We start from the raw sequence: 15466 nt of genomic DNA, 5'->3' as shown, positions 1-15466 counted from the left end.
CAAAATGATTTATTATTCGTTGCCAACGAAACCAACTAGTAAATGAAGCAAACTAAAATAAAGTTATTCAGCAACTAATTAATAATATATAAACTTAAAATAAAACGATTATGAAGAAATTCTTTACTCTTATTCAGCCGTAGCTTTGGCTGCTAGTGTTAATGCTCAGGGAACTTATGCTGTGCAGGTAGGTGACAAGGTAAATGCTGGTGATAAGATTACGTCAGTAAAAAATGTCACCTTGACTTATATGGAGAATGATGGTACAGCTTTCGCGGATGGTAAGGCAACTACCAACTTGGCTGATGCTGATTTTACTGCTTACGTATGTGGTAAGAACAGTGGTAAGTTGCATTCTGATGCAGAGCCTACTGGCTGCGCTTATAAGTTCGAGACAGTAAAGGCAGGTTCTGTAACTGTAGCTGTTCAGTTGAATGCAGACAAGGGTTTCCATATTCTGGATGCTAATTTTGCAGAGGTAGCTCCTGCTTCTTATAATTTGCCTGCTGCCAAGGATGGTGCTTCTCAGGAGTTCACACAGAACGTGAAGGGCGAGAATATTATTGCAGTGAAGTCTAATGGTACTGTAACATTCAGCGTTGCTGCTGGTGGTACATACTATGTGCTCGCTGCAGGTACTAAAATGGGCTTCTATGGTTTCAAGTACGAGGTAGGTACATCTACCGGCATCTCTTCAGTAAACGCTGCTGCCAAGAAGAATGGTAAGACCTATAATATGGCTGGTCAGGAGGTTTCTTCTTCTGCCAAGGGTATTGTTATCAAGAATGGTAAGAAGTATGTAAAGTAACAGATTATATATACATATAAAACAAAAGGAGGGTGTGTCATGGACTTATGACACACCCTCCTTTGTTGTGAATATTTTCTTTTCCATCGGTGAGAATTCTTTAAATTCAGTTTACAGTTTAGAGTTAATAGTTTATAGGGCAATCTTGCTATACGGCGAAGCCGCTGTAAACTATAAACTGTAAACTTTAAACTATAAACTAAGTTTTACTTATTCAGTCCCTGCATTTCCATTTCCAGACTAGCCCAGATGAAAGGACCTACGCCCTTGGCATCATTGTCGCGGATAGGCTCGCTCATGTAATAGTCGAAGCTGCCGTCGCGCTTGAAGTTTGGCTTCTTGACGTATGGACCAGGGCCAGGACCGAGTCCGCTGACAGCACAGCAGCGGGTAAGGCTGATGGTCTTGTCAGGATTTACCTGGATGAAGTTGTTTAGGATTCCCTCATAAGCCTTGATACCTGCTTTCTGATATTCCTTGCCGAGGTATCCCTTGCGGTAACCTTTGAGGAGAACATAGGCAAACATGCTTGAAGCGGTGCTCTCGAGGTAGTTGCGAGGATCCTTTACGTCCATCACGTCGTACCAAACACCGGTCTTCTTATCCTGATATTTCACCACGCTCTTCATTGCCTTATTTAATAAGGTGATGATTTCGCCGCGGCGAGCATAATCTTCAGGCATGGCATCAAGGCATTCGGTCATTGCCATGACGTACCATCCGAGGGCTCTTGCCCAGGTATGCTGGCTCTTTCCGTCTTCCTTGTTTGCCCAGAACTGGCTGTGGGTCTCGTCCCATGCATGCTTCCAGAGCTGGGTCTTCTCATCATAGGTACGCAGGTCGGTCTTCACAATCTGGTCTACCGCATCGTCGAGAATCTTCTTCGCCTTCTTAGGCTTGAGGTTCTGTACGGCGTAGTTGCAGTAGAAAGGTAGCCCCATGAAGATGCCGTCGAGCCATACCTGGTTGGCGTAGATTGCCTTGTGCCAGTAAACACCTTCCTTGGTGCGAGGTTGGTTCTGCAGCTGCTTGAAGAGCGTCTTCAGTGCCAGTTCGCTGCTCTTGCTAGGGAAGAGGTTGTGCATGCGGAGGATGAACTTCGCTGTGCGCACATTGTCGAGGTTGAAATCCTCATATTTGTAGCCTGTGATGTTTCCTTTTTCGTCAATCATCTTGGCTGGATATTCTTTCAGGTAGTTGATGATAGCCTCGTTGTTGGCTTCGGCATCAGCTCCCTTGAAGGTGCTCTTCCCGTCTTTGTAGTGGAGGTAGGTGTCGAGCATGCCTTCCATCTCAATGCCCATCACGTAGCTCCAGCGAGGTTTCTTCGGACTGAAGTCGAGGTTGTATGGGTGGGGAGTGCGCTGCATCTCGCTGTGGGTGAGCCATTCTGAGTAGGTCTGGTAAGGACGGTCTTCCTTGTTGAAAACCAGTGAACCGTTGATGATGAGGTTGTCGAACTTCACATCGCGTGTCTTGCCGGTCATCTTGACAGGCTGCTTGATGACACCATCGAACTTACAGTTCTTTACATGGATGTCGTATACGTTTTCTACCTTGTTTCCACCGATGATGAGCACACCGTAGTTGCTCTTCTGGCAGGTAACATCTTCCATGCTCACGTTGCGCACGGTAGGTTCAAATCCGCGGTAGCAAGCCTCTCTTGGCTCATAGTCGAGGTTGATTTTGAGCACGGCTTCCTTACACTGTCCTACGGTAACCTTGCGCATGTGGATGTTCTGGATGAGTCCGCCGCGGCAGTTGTTGGTCTTGATGCGGAGGATGCGCTCCAGGTGAGGAGAGTCCATCTCGCAGTTTTCGGCGTATACATTTTCGCATCCGCCTGAAATCTCAGAACCGATGACTACGCCACCATGTCCGTCTTCCATGCGGCAGTTGCGGATGATGATATTCTTGGATGGCTTGTTCCAGAGGCGTCCGTCGTTGTTTCGTCCGCTCTTGATGGCGATGCAGTCGTCGCCGGTGTGGAAGATACAGTTCTGTATGAGTACATTCTCGCATGCCTCAGGGTCGCATCCGTCTCCGTTAGGTCCTTCGTTCCAAACAGTTACGCCGTCTACCGTGATGTCCTTGCAGAGCAGAGGGTGCATCACCCAGAAAGGCGAGTTGATCATCTTTACGTCCTTGATGAGGATGCGCTCAGAGCGTACGAAGTTGACGAGCTGAGGGCGTAGACCCTGTCCCATACCGAACTTACGCTCATCAAAAGGCACGCCGTCTTCTGCCATTTTCTGCAGTCTGGCGCGGGAGCCCATCTTCTGGTGTTCCTTGGTTACGCCCTCCTTGTATCCGAAGTAAGGGTTGCCGTTCCACTGCCACCATGTATCATTATTGCCTCCTCCGTCGATGGTACCTTTACCGGTAATGGCGATGTCGGAAACCTTGTAGGCGTAGATGCATGGAGAGTAGTTCCAGCATGCCAGTCCTTCCCATGCGGTGCGAACCAGCGGATAGAGTTTTGGCTCAAAGGCAAACTGCAGTACTGCACCTTCTTCGAGATTCAGTTCTACGAAGCTCTTCATCTCAATGGCTCCTGTGCGCCAGGTACCCTTCGGGATGACTACAGTACCGCCACCTTTTTTAGAAACGAGGGCGATGAGTTTGTTGATTGCCTTCTGGTTCTGTGCAGCCGAAGCGTTCTGCTTGGCTCCATAGGCAGAAATTACATACTTCTTGGTTGCCTGCTTGATGTTAGGCAACTGTATGCTCTGTTCAATGCGCTGATATTCAGCATCGTTCCATCCGTTGGCCCAAGCGTAGGATGGGATGAGAAGCAGAGCAACGAGTAAGGTCTTAAAGAATTTCTTCATTGTCTTTGTTCTAGTTTTATGATTATTTGTATTTATGAATTCGTTTGTATTGATCTGTTTATTCGTTAGTCAGGTCTTACGTTTAACACATCGCTGCAAAGATACGAATTTTATTTGTAAAACAGGTGCTGGTAATGTTAAAATTAAATGTTTTTGGAAAAATGTTTGGTATTTTGAAAATAAAATGTTACCTTTGCAACGATAATTAACATTATTAACGCAATAAATACTGGGTAGCTTATTGGATAGACATTTACTTAATGAATAAAATAAGATTAAGAAAATGAGTAAACTCAATGAAATGACAGACGAAGAGTTGGCCTTGGCTTATGTCGGGGGCGACAACAGAGCCTTTGATCAGTTGCTTTCCCGCAACGAGGTGAAACTGTTCTCTTATATCCTTTTCGTGGTTCACGATGAGGATCTGGCGAATGATATCTTCCAGGAGACATTCGTGAAGGCAATCAGTCGTTTACATGCTGGCCAGTATTCCAGTTCGGGCAAATTTATTTCGTGGTTAATGCGCATAGCGCATAATGTCATCATCGACGGTTATCGCAGTCAGTGTGTGTTCCGCATGGTAGAACAGGGGAACGATAATGATCTTTCCCGTCTGCGAGGCGAAGATTTTCAGGCAGACTGTGCTGAGCAGGAGATGGTACGCAAACAGGTGCTCCGTGATGTGAAGAAACTGGTAGACTTTCTGCCGGCTCCACAACGCGAAGTGGTTTATATGCGTTTTTATCAGCAGATGTCTTTCAAGGATATAGCCGAGTGTACCAATGTGAGTATCAATACGAGTCTGGGAAGAATGCGTTATGCGCTCCTTAACCTCCGCAAGATGGCTAAGGAGCACAATATCTATCTGAATCTTGATTAGTGGAGTTCTTTCAAGGCATGGATGGTAGCATAAGGGTCTGTGCTCTTGAATACATAACTTCCGCTTACCAGCACGTCTACTCCGGCTTTTACCAGTCTTGGAGCAGTTTCTGCCTGCACGCCGCCATCTACCTCGATGAGTGCCTGACTGCCGCTCTCTTTGATGAGCTGGCGCAGACGGCCTATCTTCTTGATGGTGTTCTCGATGAATTTCTGTCCGCCGAAGCCTGGGTTAACGCTCATCAAAAGTACCATGTCTACATCGCAGATGATGTCTTCCAGCACACATACCGGGGTAGAAGGGTTGAGGGTAACTCCTGCCTTCATGCCTGCTGCATGAATCTGCTGGATGGTGCGGTGCAGATGGGTGCAGGCCTCGTAGTGCACGTTCATCATCATGGCACCGAGCTTGGCAGTCTGCTCAATGTAATTTTCCGGGTGCTGTATCATAAAGTGGACGTCGAGGGGTTTGGTGCACACCTTGCTCACGGCTTCTATCACAGGGAAGCCGAACGAGATGTTGGGCACGAAGACACCATCCATCACATCGAGGTGGAGCCAGTCGGCCTCACTCTTGTTAATCATCTCTATATCACTCTTCAGGTCAATGAAGTTGGCTGAGAGCAATGAAGGGGATACCATTGTTTTCATCTTTCTTCTTCTTTTAGTTAGGATAGCACACCTTTAGCTTCCCATTTTGCACCATGGTATGATAGGAGTAGGCTATCTGCTTGATGAAGTAGATGGTCTGAGCCGAAGGTCTCATTTTCTTTGGTGTAAATACTTGCTTCATAGGCGTGAATCTTTTTATTTGAATGAATACTACTTTTATCTGTTGCTTTCAAGAACGGGCATTTCTTTCTGTGGAGTTTTCCTCCGCCTGTTACCTGTCCTCTAGATAAATAACGGCACGTCTGGCAGATTATTACATTTCGGCGAAATATTTTTTTCTTTTCTCCCTATATATAATAATGTATAGGGGAGAGAAGGGGAAGAAAAAGTGGGCGAAATGGTGATTTAGATGATAAAATAGTGTTAAATCTAAAAATTTCTCGACAAAAAGTTTGTAGTTTAAAAGAAAAACTGTACTTTTGCAGTAGAAAATGAAGAACGAAGGAGAATATTTTCGTTAAAAAGAAAGAAACTCGTCGTTTTTTAGTAGCAACAAACAATTAAAAGAAAAAGCAATATGAATACATTCGTATCTACATCATGGTGGTGGCGTAACTCAAGATTCCAGAAGTCGTGAGTCGAGACGCCGTATGTGGATGTGAACAACATAATATACTAGGGGCCTGCCGTAACTTACGACAGGCCCCTTTTCTTTTACAACGAAAAATAAAAACAAAAAATATAGGAGATATTTACTATGGAAATGAAGGACATTTTGAACAGAATGTTGAACCATGAGGAACTTTCCCGTGAGGAAACCCGAAACATCATTGTAGGAATCACCAAGAGTGAATTTCCTGAGGAGCAGATTACAGCCCTGCTCACCGGTTTGCAGATGAGAGGCGTAACGGTAGATGAACTGCTCGGTTTCCGTGACGGAATTCTTGCCACGGGCGTGCCAGCCATCCTGGATTGTGACCGCTACATTGACGTGGTGGGAACCGGTGGCGACCGCAAGAACACCTTTAACATTTCTACTACTTCCTGCTTCGTCATTGCGGGTGCGGGTTACAAGGTGGCAAAGCACGGCAACTATGCGGCTACTTCGGTGAGTGGTGCCAGCAACGTCATCAAGAACCATGGTGTTCAGTTTACCGATGATATAGACAAGCTGAACCGCAGCATCAACGAGGCAGGCATCGTTTATCTTCATGCCCAGCTCTTCGCCAAGGCAATGAAGTTTGTGGGGCCTATCCGCAAGGCTTTGCAGTTTCCTACCGTGTTCAACCTGTTAGGTCCTCTTGTCAATCCTAGTCAGCCTAAGTGCCAGTTGCTGGGTGTAGCCAATCTCGACCAGATGCGCCTTTATAATCAGGTTTACCAGAAACTAGGCATTGATTTCGGCATTGTTAACAGCATCGACGGATATGATGAAATTTCACTCACCGGCGACTTCAAGGTAACCACCAACAACTATGAGAAGATTTTCAAGTCTCAGGATCTCGGTTTCGAGATAGCCAAACCGGAAGAGGTGCGAGGCGGAGCAACCGAGGAAGAGGCCAAGGACATCTTTGATGCAGTGCTTGAAAACCGTGCCCTCCCAGCTCAGAAGAACATCGTTCTCGCCAATGCAGCCTTCGGTATCCAGGTAATGGAGAAGGGACAGAAGAGCATAGAGGAATGCGTGGAGATAGCAAGAGAGAGCATTGACTCGGGTAAGGCACTCGCTACCTTCAAAAAATTCGTAGAGATCAACAGTTAAAGATAAAAAGTAAAAACGAAAAAATGGCTGATATTTTAGAGGAAATTGTGGCTCATAAAAGAATCGAGATTGAGCAGCGCAAGCGCTTTATCCAGCCACGACAGATGATAACCCTCACCGAGCAGAAAATGCAGGAAGATGGGGGAAAGGTGCCGGGCGGAAGCATGAAGGAGTCGCTGATGCACTCGGAGACGGGAATCATCGCTGAATTCAAGCGCAAATCGCCTTCCAAGGGCTGGATCAAACAGGAGGGTAAGCCGAGCATCATCCCGCTCGCCTACCAGCAGAACGGAGCCTCGGCGCTCAGCATCCTCACCGACATTGATTACTTCGGAGGATATGATGAGTATATTCAGGAGGCGCGCCATGTGGGCGTTACCCTACCTATCTTATATAAGAACTTCGTGGTAGAGGAATACCAGCTGCTGCAGGCGAGATACTGCGGAGCTTCTGCCGTGCTGCTCATTGCGGCCTGCTTGACCAAGGAGGAGTGTAAGATGCTCATGAACATGGCACACCAGCTGGGCATGGAGGTACTGCTCGAGATGCATAATGAGCGCGACTTCGAGTATGCAGAACTGGAACCGGATATGTACGGCATCAACAACCGAAATCTCGGAACCTTCTTTACGGATGTGGAGAACAGCTTCAGATTGGCAGAGAAACTTCCGAAGGATGTGTGCAGGGTGAGCGAGAGTGGTATCTCCAACCCGCAGACGGTTCTCCGGTTGAGAGAAGAAGGCGGCTTCAGGGGTTTCCTGATGGGCGAACAGTTCATGAAACAGGCTGATCCGGGCAGAGCGCTTCAAGAGTTTATCAAGCAGTTGAAACAATAAAGAAAATGTTAGTAAAGGTTTGTGGAATGCGTGAACCTGATAATGTAAAGCAGGTTGCGCAACTCGGCGTTGATATGATGGGATTTATCTTCTATCCTAAGTCTCCACGGTATGCCAGTCATGTGCTGGCTCGCTCTGATGCTGACCGCAATGTGTGCCGAGTGGGAGTCTTCGTAAATGATTCCATTTCCAATATGTTGGATAAGATTCATTCATTCTCTCTGAATGCGGTGCAGATGCATGGAAACGAGAGCAGGGAACTGTGTGAGCAACTGCGTGCAGCAAAGGGGAATATGAAGATAATCAAAGCTATTAGTGTTTCCAATGCCGGGGACATTCAGAAATATAAGGAGTATGTAGGCGCTGTTGACTACTTCCTTTTCGACACCAAATGTAAGACGGTGGGCGGAAGTGGTCAGCAGTTTGACTGGCAGGTACTGGATGAATATGATGGCGATGTTCCATTCCTGTTGAGTGGCGGCATCGGTCCGGAAGATGCTTCCCGCATCCTGTCTTTCTATCAGCCCCGATGCGTAGGAATCGACCTCAACTCCAGGTTTGAGATAGAACCGGGACTGAAGGATGTAGAGAAACTCAAGGAATTCCTTTTAAAGGTAAAAAAGTAAAAGGGTAAAAAAGTAAAAAGGTAAAAAAATGAATAAAATAAATGCATTATTTGCAAACAATAAAGACCGCAAGCTTTTGAGCTTGTATTTCTGCGCCGGATGCCCAACTTTGGAAGGTACCGGTGATGTAATTAAGGCGATGGAGCGCAAGGGGATAGATATGATTGAGGTAGGAATCCCTTTCAGTGATCCGTTGGCTGATGGTCCTGTTATCCAGAGTGCCGGAACCGTGGCTCTGAAGAACGGAATGACAGTGAAGAAACTCTTCGCTCAGTTGAAGAAAATCAAGGATGAAGTGCAGCTTCCACTCGTGCTGATGGGATATCTGAACCCTATCATGCACTACGGCATTGAGGCTTTCTTCAAGAGCTGCGTAGAGAGCGGAGTGAGCGGCACCATCATCCCAGATCTTCCCTTTGATGATTATCTGAAGGTGGTAAAACCCATAGCCGACAAGTATGACATCTGTGTCATCATGATGATTACCCCTGAAACCAGCGAGGAGCGCATCCGTTTCATCGATGAGCATACCGATGGTTTCATCTACATGGTCAGCTCGGCGAGCATCACGGGCGCCCAGAGCAGTTTCGGCGATGCCAAGCTGGCTTATTTCAACCACATCAACGGCATGAATCTACGCAACCCACGCATGATAGGTTTCGGCATCAGCAACAAGCAGACCCTTACCAGTGCTCAGGATAATGCGGCGGGAGCCATCATCGGCAGTAAGTTTGTAACCCTGCTCAATGAAACCGATGATCCGGATAAGGCTTTAGATGAGCTTTTTGAGTGCCTCGAAAAGTAGTTGATAGTTAACAGCGGCTTCGCCGTATAGCAGGCTTGCCCTATAAACTATAAATTATAAACTAAGTATTATGTATCAAGTTGACGAAAAAGGATTTTTTGGAAAATTCGGAGGAGCTTATGTTCCTGAGATATTATATAAATGTGTAACCGAGTTGCAGCAGGCTTACAAGCCAATCATTGATAGCGAGGAGTTCAAGAAGGAATACCGTGCGCTGCTCAAAGATTATGTGGGCCGCCCTTCACCTCTTTATTATGCTAAGCGCATGAGCGAGAAGTACGGATGCCAGCTCTATCTGAAGCGTGAGGACCTGAACCATACCGGTGCACACAAAATTAACAATACCATCGGTCAGATTCTCATGGCCAAGAAGATGGGCAAGACCCGCATCATTGCCGAAACCGGAGCCGGACAGCACGGTGTGGCTACCGCTACGGTATGCGCCCTGATGAACATGAAGTGTGAGATTTTCATGGGTGCCACCGATGTGGAACGCCAGCATACCAACGTAGAGCGTATGAAGATGCTGGGAGCCAAGGTGAACCCTGTGCGCACCGGCAACATGACGCTGAGCGATGCCTGCTCTGAGGCCATACGCGACTGGTGCTGCCACCCGCAGGATACCTTCTATATCGTAGGTTCTACCATGGGTCCGCACCCTTATCCAGACATTGTTGCCAAGATGCAGAGCGTAATCTCTGAAGAACTGAAATGGCAGCTTGAGGAGAAGATAGGCCGCAACTATCCTGATTACCTCATCGCCTGCGTGGGTGGCGGAAGCAACGCTGCCGGAACCATCTACCACTACATTGATGATGACCGCGTGAAGATATATCTGGCTGAGGCTGCCGGACACGGAATAGATACCGATTATACCGCTGCCACCATGCACTGCGGCACAGAAGGCATCATCCACGGAGCACGCACCCTCGTGATGCAGACCGAGGACGGACAGATAGAGGAAGCCTTTACCATCAGTGCCGGCCTCGACTATCCGGGCATCGGCCCTATGCACGCCGACCTTGCCACATCGGGCAGGAGCCATGTGCTCGCCATTAAGGACGATGAGGCCATCTACGCCGGTTACGAACTCACCCGCATGGAGGGCATCATTCCGGCTATTGAGAGTGCGCACGCCGTGGCAGCCCTGAAGAAGATGAAGTTCAAGAAGGATGATGTGGTGGTGCTCACCGTATCAGGCCGTGGCGACAAGGATGTAGAAACGTATTTGAACCATAAGGAAATGGCAGGAGAGTACGGCAATTTTTAAATAGTTAATAGTTTATAGTTAGCAGAGGCTGCGCCGTAGAGCACGATTGTCAAAGCGGTTCATGCTATAAACTGTAAACTATATACAGTAAATCATAAATTAAATGAAGTTTAATTACAAGACAGTTACCCGCAAGATTCTCGCCGACCTCTATACGCCGGTGGGAGTCTACATGCGACTGAGAGATATTTATCCGCAGTCGGCTCTGATGGAGAGTTCCGACTATCATGGCTCCGAGAATTCGCGCTCCTTCATCGGTGTGCATCCGCTGGCAAGCATCGCCGTGAGTCATGGTGAGGTCATCAAGACCTATCCCGACGGAAGAGTAGAGAAAGAGCGGCTTCCTGCCTTCGGTGCCGGTAAGGGCGAGGAGTGCAAACTCGCCATCTCAAAGAGTATCAACTACTTCATCTCTTCCTTCCATGTAGAGGGCGAGAGCAAGGAGTTCTGCGGACTCTATGGATTCACCACCTTCAATGCGGTGAGATATTTTGAGAACATCCCTGTCAAGGATACCACCATGGAGAAGAATGATGCGCCAGACATCTATTACATCATGTATAAGGACATCATCGTCTTCGACTATTTCAACAACACCATGGAGCTCATTGCGCTCCAGGAAAGTGAAGATCCTCACTCTTCACTTCCAGAGCTCGACGAACTGCTCAAGGCGGTGAACAAGGCAAATGTGAAACCTTATGATTTCCACCCGGTGGGCGAAACCACCTCTACGCTCACCGATGAGGAGCACAAGGCAAACATACGCCGATGCATACAGCACTGCCTGCGCGGAGATGTATTCCAGATTGTGGTGAGTCGCCGCTTCGTACAGAAATATGAGGGCGATGATTTCAAACTCTACCGTGCGCTGCGCAGCATCAACCCTTCGCCTTACCTCTTCTATTTCGACTTCGGCGGTTTCCGCATCTTCGGTTCTTCGCCTGAAACCCATAACCGCATCGTGGGCAACAAGGCGTTCATTGACCCGATTGCCGGAACCACCCGACGCACAGGAGATATGGAGCAGGACCGCAAGGCTGCCGAATTCCTGCGCAACGACCCGAAGGAGAATGCCGAGCATGTGATGCTGGTAGACCTGGCACGCAATGATCTGAGCCGCAACTGTCATGGGGTGAAAGTAGATTTCTACAAGGACATGCAGTTCTACAGTCATGTTATCCATCTCGTGAGCCGTGTGAGCGGAGAGTTGGATGAGCATGCCGACCACATCAAGGAGTTTATTGATACCTTCCCTGCCGGCACGCTGAGCGGTGCGCCTAAGGTGAGAGCGATGCAGATTATCTCAGAGCTGGAGCCTCACAACCGCGGTGCCTACGGAGGCTGTATCGGCTTCATCGGTCTGAACGGCGACCTGAATCAGGCCATCGTGATACGTACCTTCATCAGCCGAAACGGCGAACTCTGGTTCCAGGCGGGTAGTGGAGTAGTGGCAAAGAGCAATGATGAGTATGAGCTAGAAGAGTGTAACAACAAGCTCGGTGCGCTGACTAAGGCGATTCACATTGCTGAAGAGTTGTAATAGTGATTAATTATTAGTGATTAGTGATTATTTCTCGCTGATTGTACTCACTACTCACTAATCAATAATAAATAACAAAAGATGAAAGTAGTAATCATAGATAATTACGATTCCTTTACCTATAATCTGGCCCATCTGGTAAAGGAGTTGGGAGCTGACGTTACGGTGTTCCGCAACGACCAGTTCCAGTTGCCGGAGCTGGAATGCTTCGACAAGATCATTCTGAGTCCGGGTCCGGGCATTCCGTCGGAGGCGGGACTGCTGATGGATGTTATCCGCAAGTATGCAGGCCGCAAGCCGATGCTGGGCGTATGCCTGGGTCATCAGGCTATAGGCGAGGCGTTTGGAGCCAAGCTTACCAATCTTTCTGAGGTGTATCATGGAGTGGCAACCCCTTGCACCCAGTTTGGCAACGATGTTATTTTCGACGGGTTGGACAAGCGCATAGAGATTGGCAGATACCACTCTTGGGTGGTAGACCGCTCGGGATTCCCTGACTGCCTGGACGTTACGGCGGTAAGCGATGATGGTTGCATCATGGGTCTGAAGCATAAGAACTATGATATTCATGGTATCCAGTTTCATCCGGAAAGCGTGCTGACACCAGACGGCAAGAAGATGGTGAGAAACTGGTTGGAAAAAGCTTAATGACCTTAATGACCAATGACCTTAATGACCACCATGACCGCATGGTGGTTGTTGAGTTTTTTTGTTTTATGATAAGAAAAAGCAAAGCCTGACGCTCTCTCGAGTGCCAGGCTTTTCCTAACAATCTTAACCCTCGCTACAATCCTCTCACGAGTTTCGCGAAGCATATTACCTAAACTGATTTTTCCACAAATGGAAAATTAAACCTTTTTGTTTTTACAACCCTTTACATATCCCAAGCCACTGCACTCGCACCGAGTACGGCAGCAGAACTACCATCAAGGGTAGAAACAAGGAATTTAGCCTTGCCCTTGAAGATGCGGAGCACGTGCTCATCATAAGCCTTCTGGATAGGTTTCATGATGAGGTCGCCAGCCTTGGTCAGGCCACCGAAGAAGACGAAAGCCTCTGGTGAAGAGAAGGCTGCGAAATCAGCACAAGCCTCACCGAGCATCTTGCCGGTAAACTCGTATACACGCAGTGCCAGCTTGTCGCCCTTGCCTGCAGCAACGCTCACATCATAAGATGTAATGTTCTCCGGATTCATCTCACGGAGCAATGAAGGCTCATCGCTCTTCTCGAGAAACTCGCGTGCTGTGCGAGCCACACCTGTGGCAGAGCAGTAAGCTTCGAGACATCCTGTACGGCCGCATCCGCAGGTGCGACCCTCTTTGCCACGTACCATGGTAACGTGACCCAATTCGCCTGCGAATCCGTCGCAGCCGTAAACCATCTGTCCGTTGATGACAATACCAGAGCCAACGCCTGTACCGAGCGTAACGTCGATGAAGTTTTTCATACCTCTTGCTACACCGTATGTCATCTCGCCGAGCGCAGCAGCATTGGCATCATTGGTCATACCTACAGGCAAGCCGCCGAGGGCTTTGCTGAACAAGTCGGCCAATGGTACCACTCCGTCGTGTGCCCAAGGAAGATTTGGAGCGAATTCAATTGTTCCATTATAATAGTTTGCGTTTGGCGCACCGATACCCATTGCCTTAATCTTGTCAATGCCGCCTACCGTATCAATGATAGGCTGGAGAGCTTCTACGGCTGCCTTCACATAGTCTTCAACTTTTCCGTAACCACCTGTTTTGATGGCAGTTGTTGCTTTGATCTCTCCGCGAGCATCTACGATGCCGAAAACTGAATTTGTACCGCCGAGGTCAAGGCCTATTACGTACGGTTTAAGTGTATTATCTGTCATGTTAATTATTTGAAATTAGTTAGAATTATTTTATTTTTCGGCAAAGATACTGAAAACTTTTGAATCTCGTTTATTTTTAAATATAAAAAATTTTAATTTTCTTTTTTTTTCCTGCCAGACGATTTGCTGTCCGAAGTTTCTCTGTTGCCCTAAATCCTGTTTATATTCATGCAGAACATCCGCGTAATCCGTGTAATCCGTGCCCGAAAATATAAAAAACGGATATAAAATGAACTTTTAGGCGAAAAAATTGTGCTTTGTGCCCGAAATTTTGTAACTTTGCCGACTGTTAGAAATTGTAATGATACTAAGATGAATTTAGCATTTCCAATTGAGATAAACATCCTTGACTTCATATTCAAAGGAATTGTCATCGGTGTTCTTGCCTCAGCCCCTATGGGGCCGGTAGGCATCCTTTGCATCCAGCGTACACTCAACAAGGGTCGCTGGTATGGGTTTGTAACAGGTGTGGGTGCCGCATGCAGCGACATTGTATATGCTCTGTTTACAGGCTTGGGCATGAGTTTTGTGATGGATTTTGTGAGCAACTCCGAGAACAAGTTCTATCTTCAGATTTTCGGCAGTCTGATGCTCCTCATGTTCGGAATCTACTGCTTCAAGAGCGACCCGATGAAGAACATGCACAAGTCGAGCAACAAGCAGGGTACCCTGATGCACAACGGCATCACGGCGTTCCTCGTAACACTCTCCAATCCGCTCATCGTGTTCCTCTTCATGGCCACCTTCGCGCAGTTTGCTTTCGTCGTACCGGATATGCCGGTAGAAATGGGAGTAGGGTATCTCAGCATCGTCTTCGGAGCCCTGCTGTGGTGGTTCGGACTCACCTGGCTCGTCGACAAGATTAGGAACAAGTTTGATACCAACGGCATCGTCATTATCAATAAGGTAATAGGCAGCGTGGTCATCATCTTCTCCATCATCGCTCTCTTCGGCACGATTTTCAATCTGTATCATCTGCCGGAATTTTAAAAGTCCTTAAACAGGTCTTTAATCACCCCTTCAATCAGAAGGAGGCAAAGCATAAAGTTCAAATGTTAGCAGTTCAAAGTTTATGTTTGTAGCACAAGAATTAAGAAAGAAAAGTATCGCAGAATACTTATTATATATGTGGCAGATTGAGGACATCATCCGAGCTTACGGATGCTCGCTGCCTGTCATCAAGAAAAATTATGTAGACCGGTTCGACTTTACACCCGAGCAGCGCGAGGAAGAACTCGACTGGTTTGGCAACCTGATTCGCATGATGAACGAGGAGGGAAAGCGCGAGGGAGGACACCTTAATATTAATAAGGTGATACTAAAGGACGTCATTGACCTGCACGGCATGCTGCTGCAGAGCACCAAGTTTCCTATCTACAATGCCGAATATTACAAGGTGCTGCCTTTCATCGTAGAGCTACGCCAGCGGGGCGACAAGGATCTCAACGAGATTGAAACCTGCCTCGATGCCCTCTATGGTGTGATGATGCTGCGCCTGCAGAAGAAGGAAATTACGCCCGAAACTGAAAGGGCCATCAAGGAGATTACCGTCTTCATAGGTCTGCTCAGCGATTATTACATCAAAGACCGAACCGAGGGACTCAAGTTTGATGATGACGACATGTAGGGATTAGTTATTAGT

15 protein-coding genes are annotated in these 15466 nt (G+C 47.5%); 11 read left to right on the top strand and 4 right to left on the bottom strand.

Translation table 11 applies throughout. From position 1 onward, the window contains the following. The first annotated feature begins 145 nt into the window (after positions 1–145). The gene (locus RCO84_RS09155) at positions 146–808 is read left to right on the top strand and encodes a hypothetical protein (protein WP_144150953.1); all 663 of its coding nucleotides are present in this window, start codon (positions 146–148) and stop codon (positions 806–808) included. A 206-nt stretch (positions 809–1014) separates the two neighbouring features. Here the strand turns inward: RCO84_RS09155 and RCO84_RS09150 are convergent, their stop codons facing one another. After that, on the bottom strand, positions 1015–3639 hold the full coding sequence (locus tag RCO84_RS09150) for a glycoside hydrolase family 88 protein (protein WP_317584825.1): 2625 nt from the start codon (positions 3637–3639) through the stop codon (positions 1015–1017). Between the two features lie 283 nt (positions 3640–3922). On the opposite strand from RCO84_RS09150, the gene RCO84_RS09145 reads away from it, so the two are divergent. Continuing rightward, complete coding sequence (locus RCO84_RS09145; protein WP_264910006.1) at positions 3923–4519, top strand: sigma-70 family RNA polymerase sigma factor; 597 nt, start codon at positions 3923–3925, stop codon at positions 4517–4519. Here the strand turns inward: RCO84_RS09145 and rpe are convergent. Together rpe and RCO84_RS09135 are read right to left on the bottom strand one after the other, a co-directional pair. Beyond that, a complete protein-coding gene (gene rpe / locus RCO84_RS09140; protein ID WP_117727141.1) occupies positions 4516–5169 on the bottom strand; it encodes a ribulose-phosphate 3-epimerase in 654 nt (217 codons plus the stop codon). The two genes, RCO84_RS09145 and rpe, sit on opposite strands and share 4 nt — an antisense overlap. A gap of 13 nt (positions 5170–5182) precedes the next feature. Next, positions 5183–5311: a hypothetical protein gene (locus tag RCO84_RS09135; protein ID WP_022120798.1), complete on the bottom strand. Its 129-nt coding sequence runs from the start codon at positions 5309–5311 to the stop codon at positions 5183–5185. 576 nt (positions 5312–5887) lie between these two features. Between RCO84_RS09135 and trpD the strand changes: the two genes are divergently transcribed. From trpD to RCO84_RS09100, 7 genes are all read left to right on the top strand, one after another. After that, positions 5888–6892: an anthranilate phosphoribosyltransferase gene (gene trpD, locus RCO84_RS09130; RefSeq protein WP_317584823.1), complete on the top strand. Its 1005-nt coding sequence runs from the start codon at positions 5888–5890 to the stop codon at positions 6890–6892. A 23-nt stretch (positions 6893–6915) separates the two neighbouring features. Then, the gene (gene trpC, locus RCO84_RS09125) at positions 6916–7728 is read left to right on the top strand and encodes an indole-3-glycerol phosphate synthase TrpC (protein WP_317584821.1); all 813 of its coding nucleotides are present in this window, start codon (positions 6916–6918) and stop codon (positions 7726–7728) included. Positions 7729–7733: 5 nt separating this feature from the next. Next, on the top strand, positions 7734–8354 hold the full coding sequence (locus tag RCO84_RS09120) for a phosphoribosylanthranilate isomerase (RefSeq protein WP_317584819.1): 621 nt from the start codon (positions 7734–7736) through the stop codon (positions 8352–8354). Between the two features lie 28 nt (positions 8355–8382). Further along, positions 8383–9159: a tryptophan synthase subunit alpha gene (trpA, locus tag RCO84_RS09115; RefSeq protein WP_317584817.1), complete on the top strand. Its 777-nt coding sequence runs from the start codon at positions 8383–8385 to the stop codon at positions 9157–9159. 70 nt (positions 9160–9229) lie between these two features. Further along, on the top strand, positions 9230–10429 hold the full coding sequence (trpB, locus tag RCO84_RS09110) for a tryptophan synthase subunit beta (RefSeq protein ID WP_264910008.1): 1200 nt from the start codon (positions 9230–9232) through the stop codon (positions 10427–10429). Positions 10430–10532: 103 nt separating this feature from the next. Beyond that, positions 10533–11969, top strand: a complete 1437-nt coding sequence (locus RCO84_RS09105) for an anthranilate synthase component I family protein (RefSeq protein ID WP_317584815.1) — start codon at positions 10533–10535, stop codon at positions 11967–11969. A gap of 81 nt (positions 11970–12050) precedes the next feature. Further along, positions 12051–12617, top strand: a complete 567-nt coding sequence (locus tag RCO84_RS09100) for an anthranilate synthase component II (protein WP_117727135.1) — start codon at positions 12051–12053, stop codon at positions 12615–12617. A gap of 226 nt (positions 12618–12843) precedes the next feature. On the opposite strand, the gene RCO84_RS09095 is transcribed toward RCO84_RS09100, so the two are convergent. After that, positions 12844–13824 (bottom strand): ROK family protein, encoded by a 981-nt coding sequence (locus RCO84_RS09095; RefSeq protein ID WP_144150933.1) that lies wholly within the window; start codon positions 13822–13824, stop codon positions 12844–12846. Positions 13825–14136: 312 nt separating this feature from the next. Between RCO84_RS09095 and RCO84_RS09090 the strand changes: the two genes are divergently transcribed. Both RCO84_RS09090 and RCO84_RS09085 read left to right on the top strand, forming a co-directional pair. Beyond that, positions 14137–14814 carry a LysE family translocator gene (locus RCO84_RS09090; protein WP_144150931.1) on the top strand — a complete coding sequence of 226 codons (678 nt, stop codon included), beginning with the start codon at positions 14137–14139 and terminating at the stop codon, positions 14812–14814. Positions 14815–14896: 82 nt separating this feature from the next. After that, complete coding sequence (locus tag RCO84_RS09085) at positions 14897–15451, top strand: DUF4924 family protein (protein ID WP_006846332.1); 555 nt, start codon at positions 14897–14899, stop codon at positions 15449–15451. Positions 15452–15466: the final 15 nt, after the last annotated feature.

Origin of the sequence: Segatella copri (assembly GCF_949820605.1) — a bacterium.
In the GTDB taxonomy this organism is placed as follows: Bacteria; Bacteroidota; Bacteroidia; order Bacteroidales; family Bacteroidaceae; genus Prevotella.
Note: the sequence above shows the minus strand (reverse complement) of the source record. Positions and strands in the feature narration are given on the sequence as shown.

Excerpts from the sequence above, each read along its gene's own strand:
- RCO84_RS09085 (WP_006846332.1), top strand. The coding sequence starts at position 14,897 with ATGTTTGTAGCACAAGAATTAAGAAAGAAAAGTATCGCAGAATACTTA.
- rpe (WP_117727141.1), bottom strand. The coding sequence starts at position 5,169 with ATGAAAACAATGGTATCCCCTTCATTGCTCTCAGCCAACTTCATTGAC.
- RCO84_RS09150 (WP_317584825.1), bottom strand. The coding sequence starts at position 3,639 with ATGAAGAAATTCTTTAAGACCTTACTCGTTGCTCTGCTTCTCATCCCA.
- RCO84_RS09105 (WP_317584815.1), top strand. The coding sequence starts at position 10,533 with ATGAAGTTTAATTACAAGACAGTTACCCGCAAGATTCTCGCCGACCTC.
- RCO84_RS09100 (WP_117727135.1), top strand. The coding sequence starts at position 12,051 with ATGAAAGTAGTAATCATAGATAATTACGATTCCTTTACCTATAATCTG.
- RCO84_RS09090 (WP_144150931.1), top strand. The coding sequence starts at position 14,137 with ATGAATTTAGCATTTCCAATTGAGATAAACATCCTTGACTTCATATTC.
- trpA (WP_317584817.1), top strand. The coding sequence starts at position 8,383 with ATGAATAAAATAAATGCATTATTTGCAAACAATAAAGACCGCAAGCTT.
- RCO84_RS09120 (WP_317584819.1), top strand. The coding sequence starts at position 7,734 with ATGTTAGTAAAGGTTTGTGGAATGCGTGAACCTGATAATGTAAAGCAG.
- trpB (WP_264910008.1), top strand. The coding sequence starts at position 9,230 with ATGTATCAAGTTGACGAAAAAGGATTTTTTGGAAAATTCGGAGGAGCT.
- RCO84_RS09145 (WP_264910006.1), top strand. The coding sequence starts at position 3,923 with ATGAGTAAACTCAATGAAATGACAGACGAAGAGTTGGCCTTGGCTTAT.
- RCO84_RS09135 (WP_022120798.1), bottom strand. The coding sequence starts at position 5,311 with ATGAAGCAAGTATTTACACCAAAGAAAATGAGACCTTCGGCTCAGACC.
- RCO84_RS09095 (WP_144150933.1), bottom strand. The coding sequence starts at position 13,824 with ATGACAGATAATACACTTAAACCGTACGTAATAGGCCTTGACCTCGGC.
- trpC (WP_317584821.1), top strand. The coding sequence starts at position 6,916 with ATGGCTGATATTTTAGAGGAAATTGTGGCTCATAAAAGAATCGAGATT.
- trpD (WP_317584823.1), top strand. The coding sequence starts at position 5,888 with ATGGAAATGAAGGACATTTTGAACAGAATGTTGAACCATGAGGAACTT.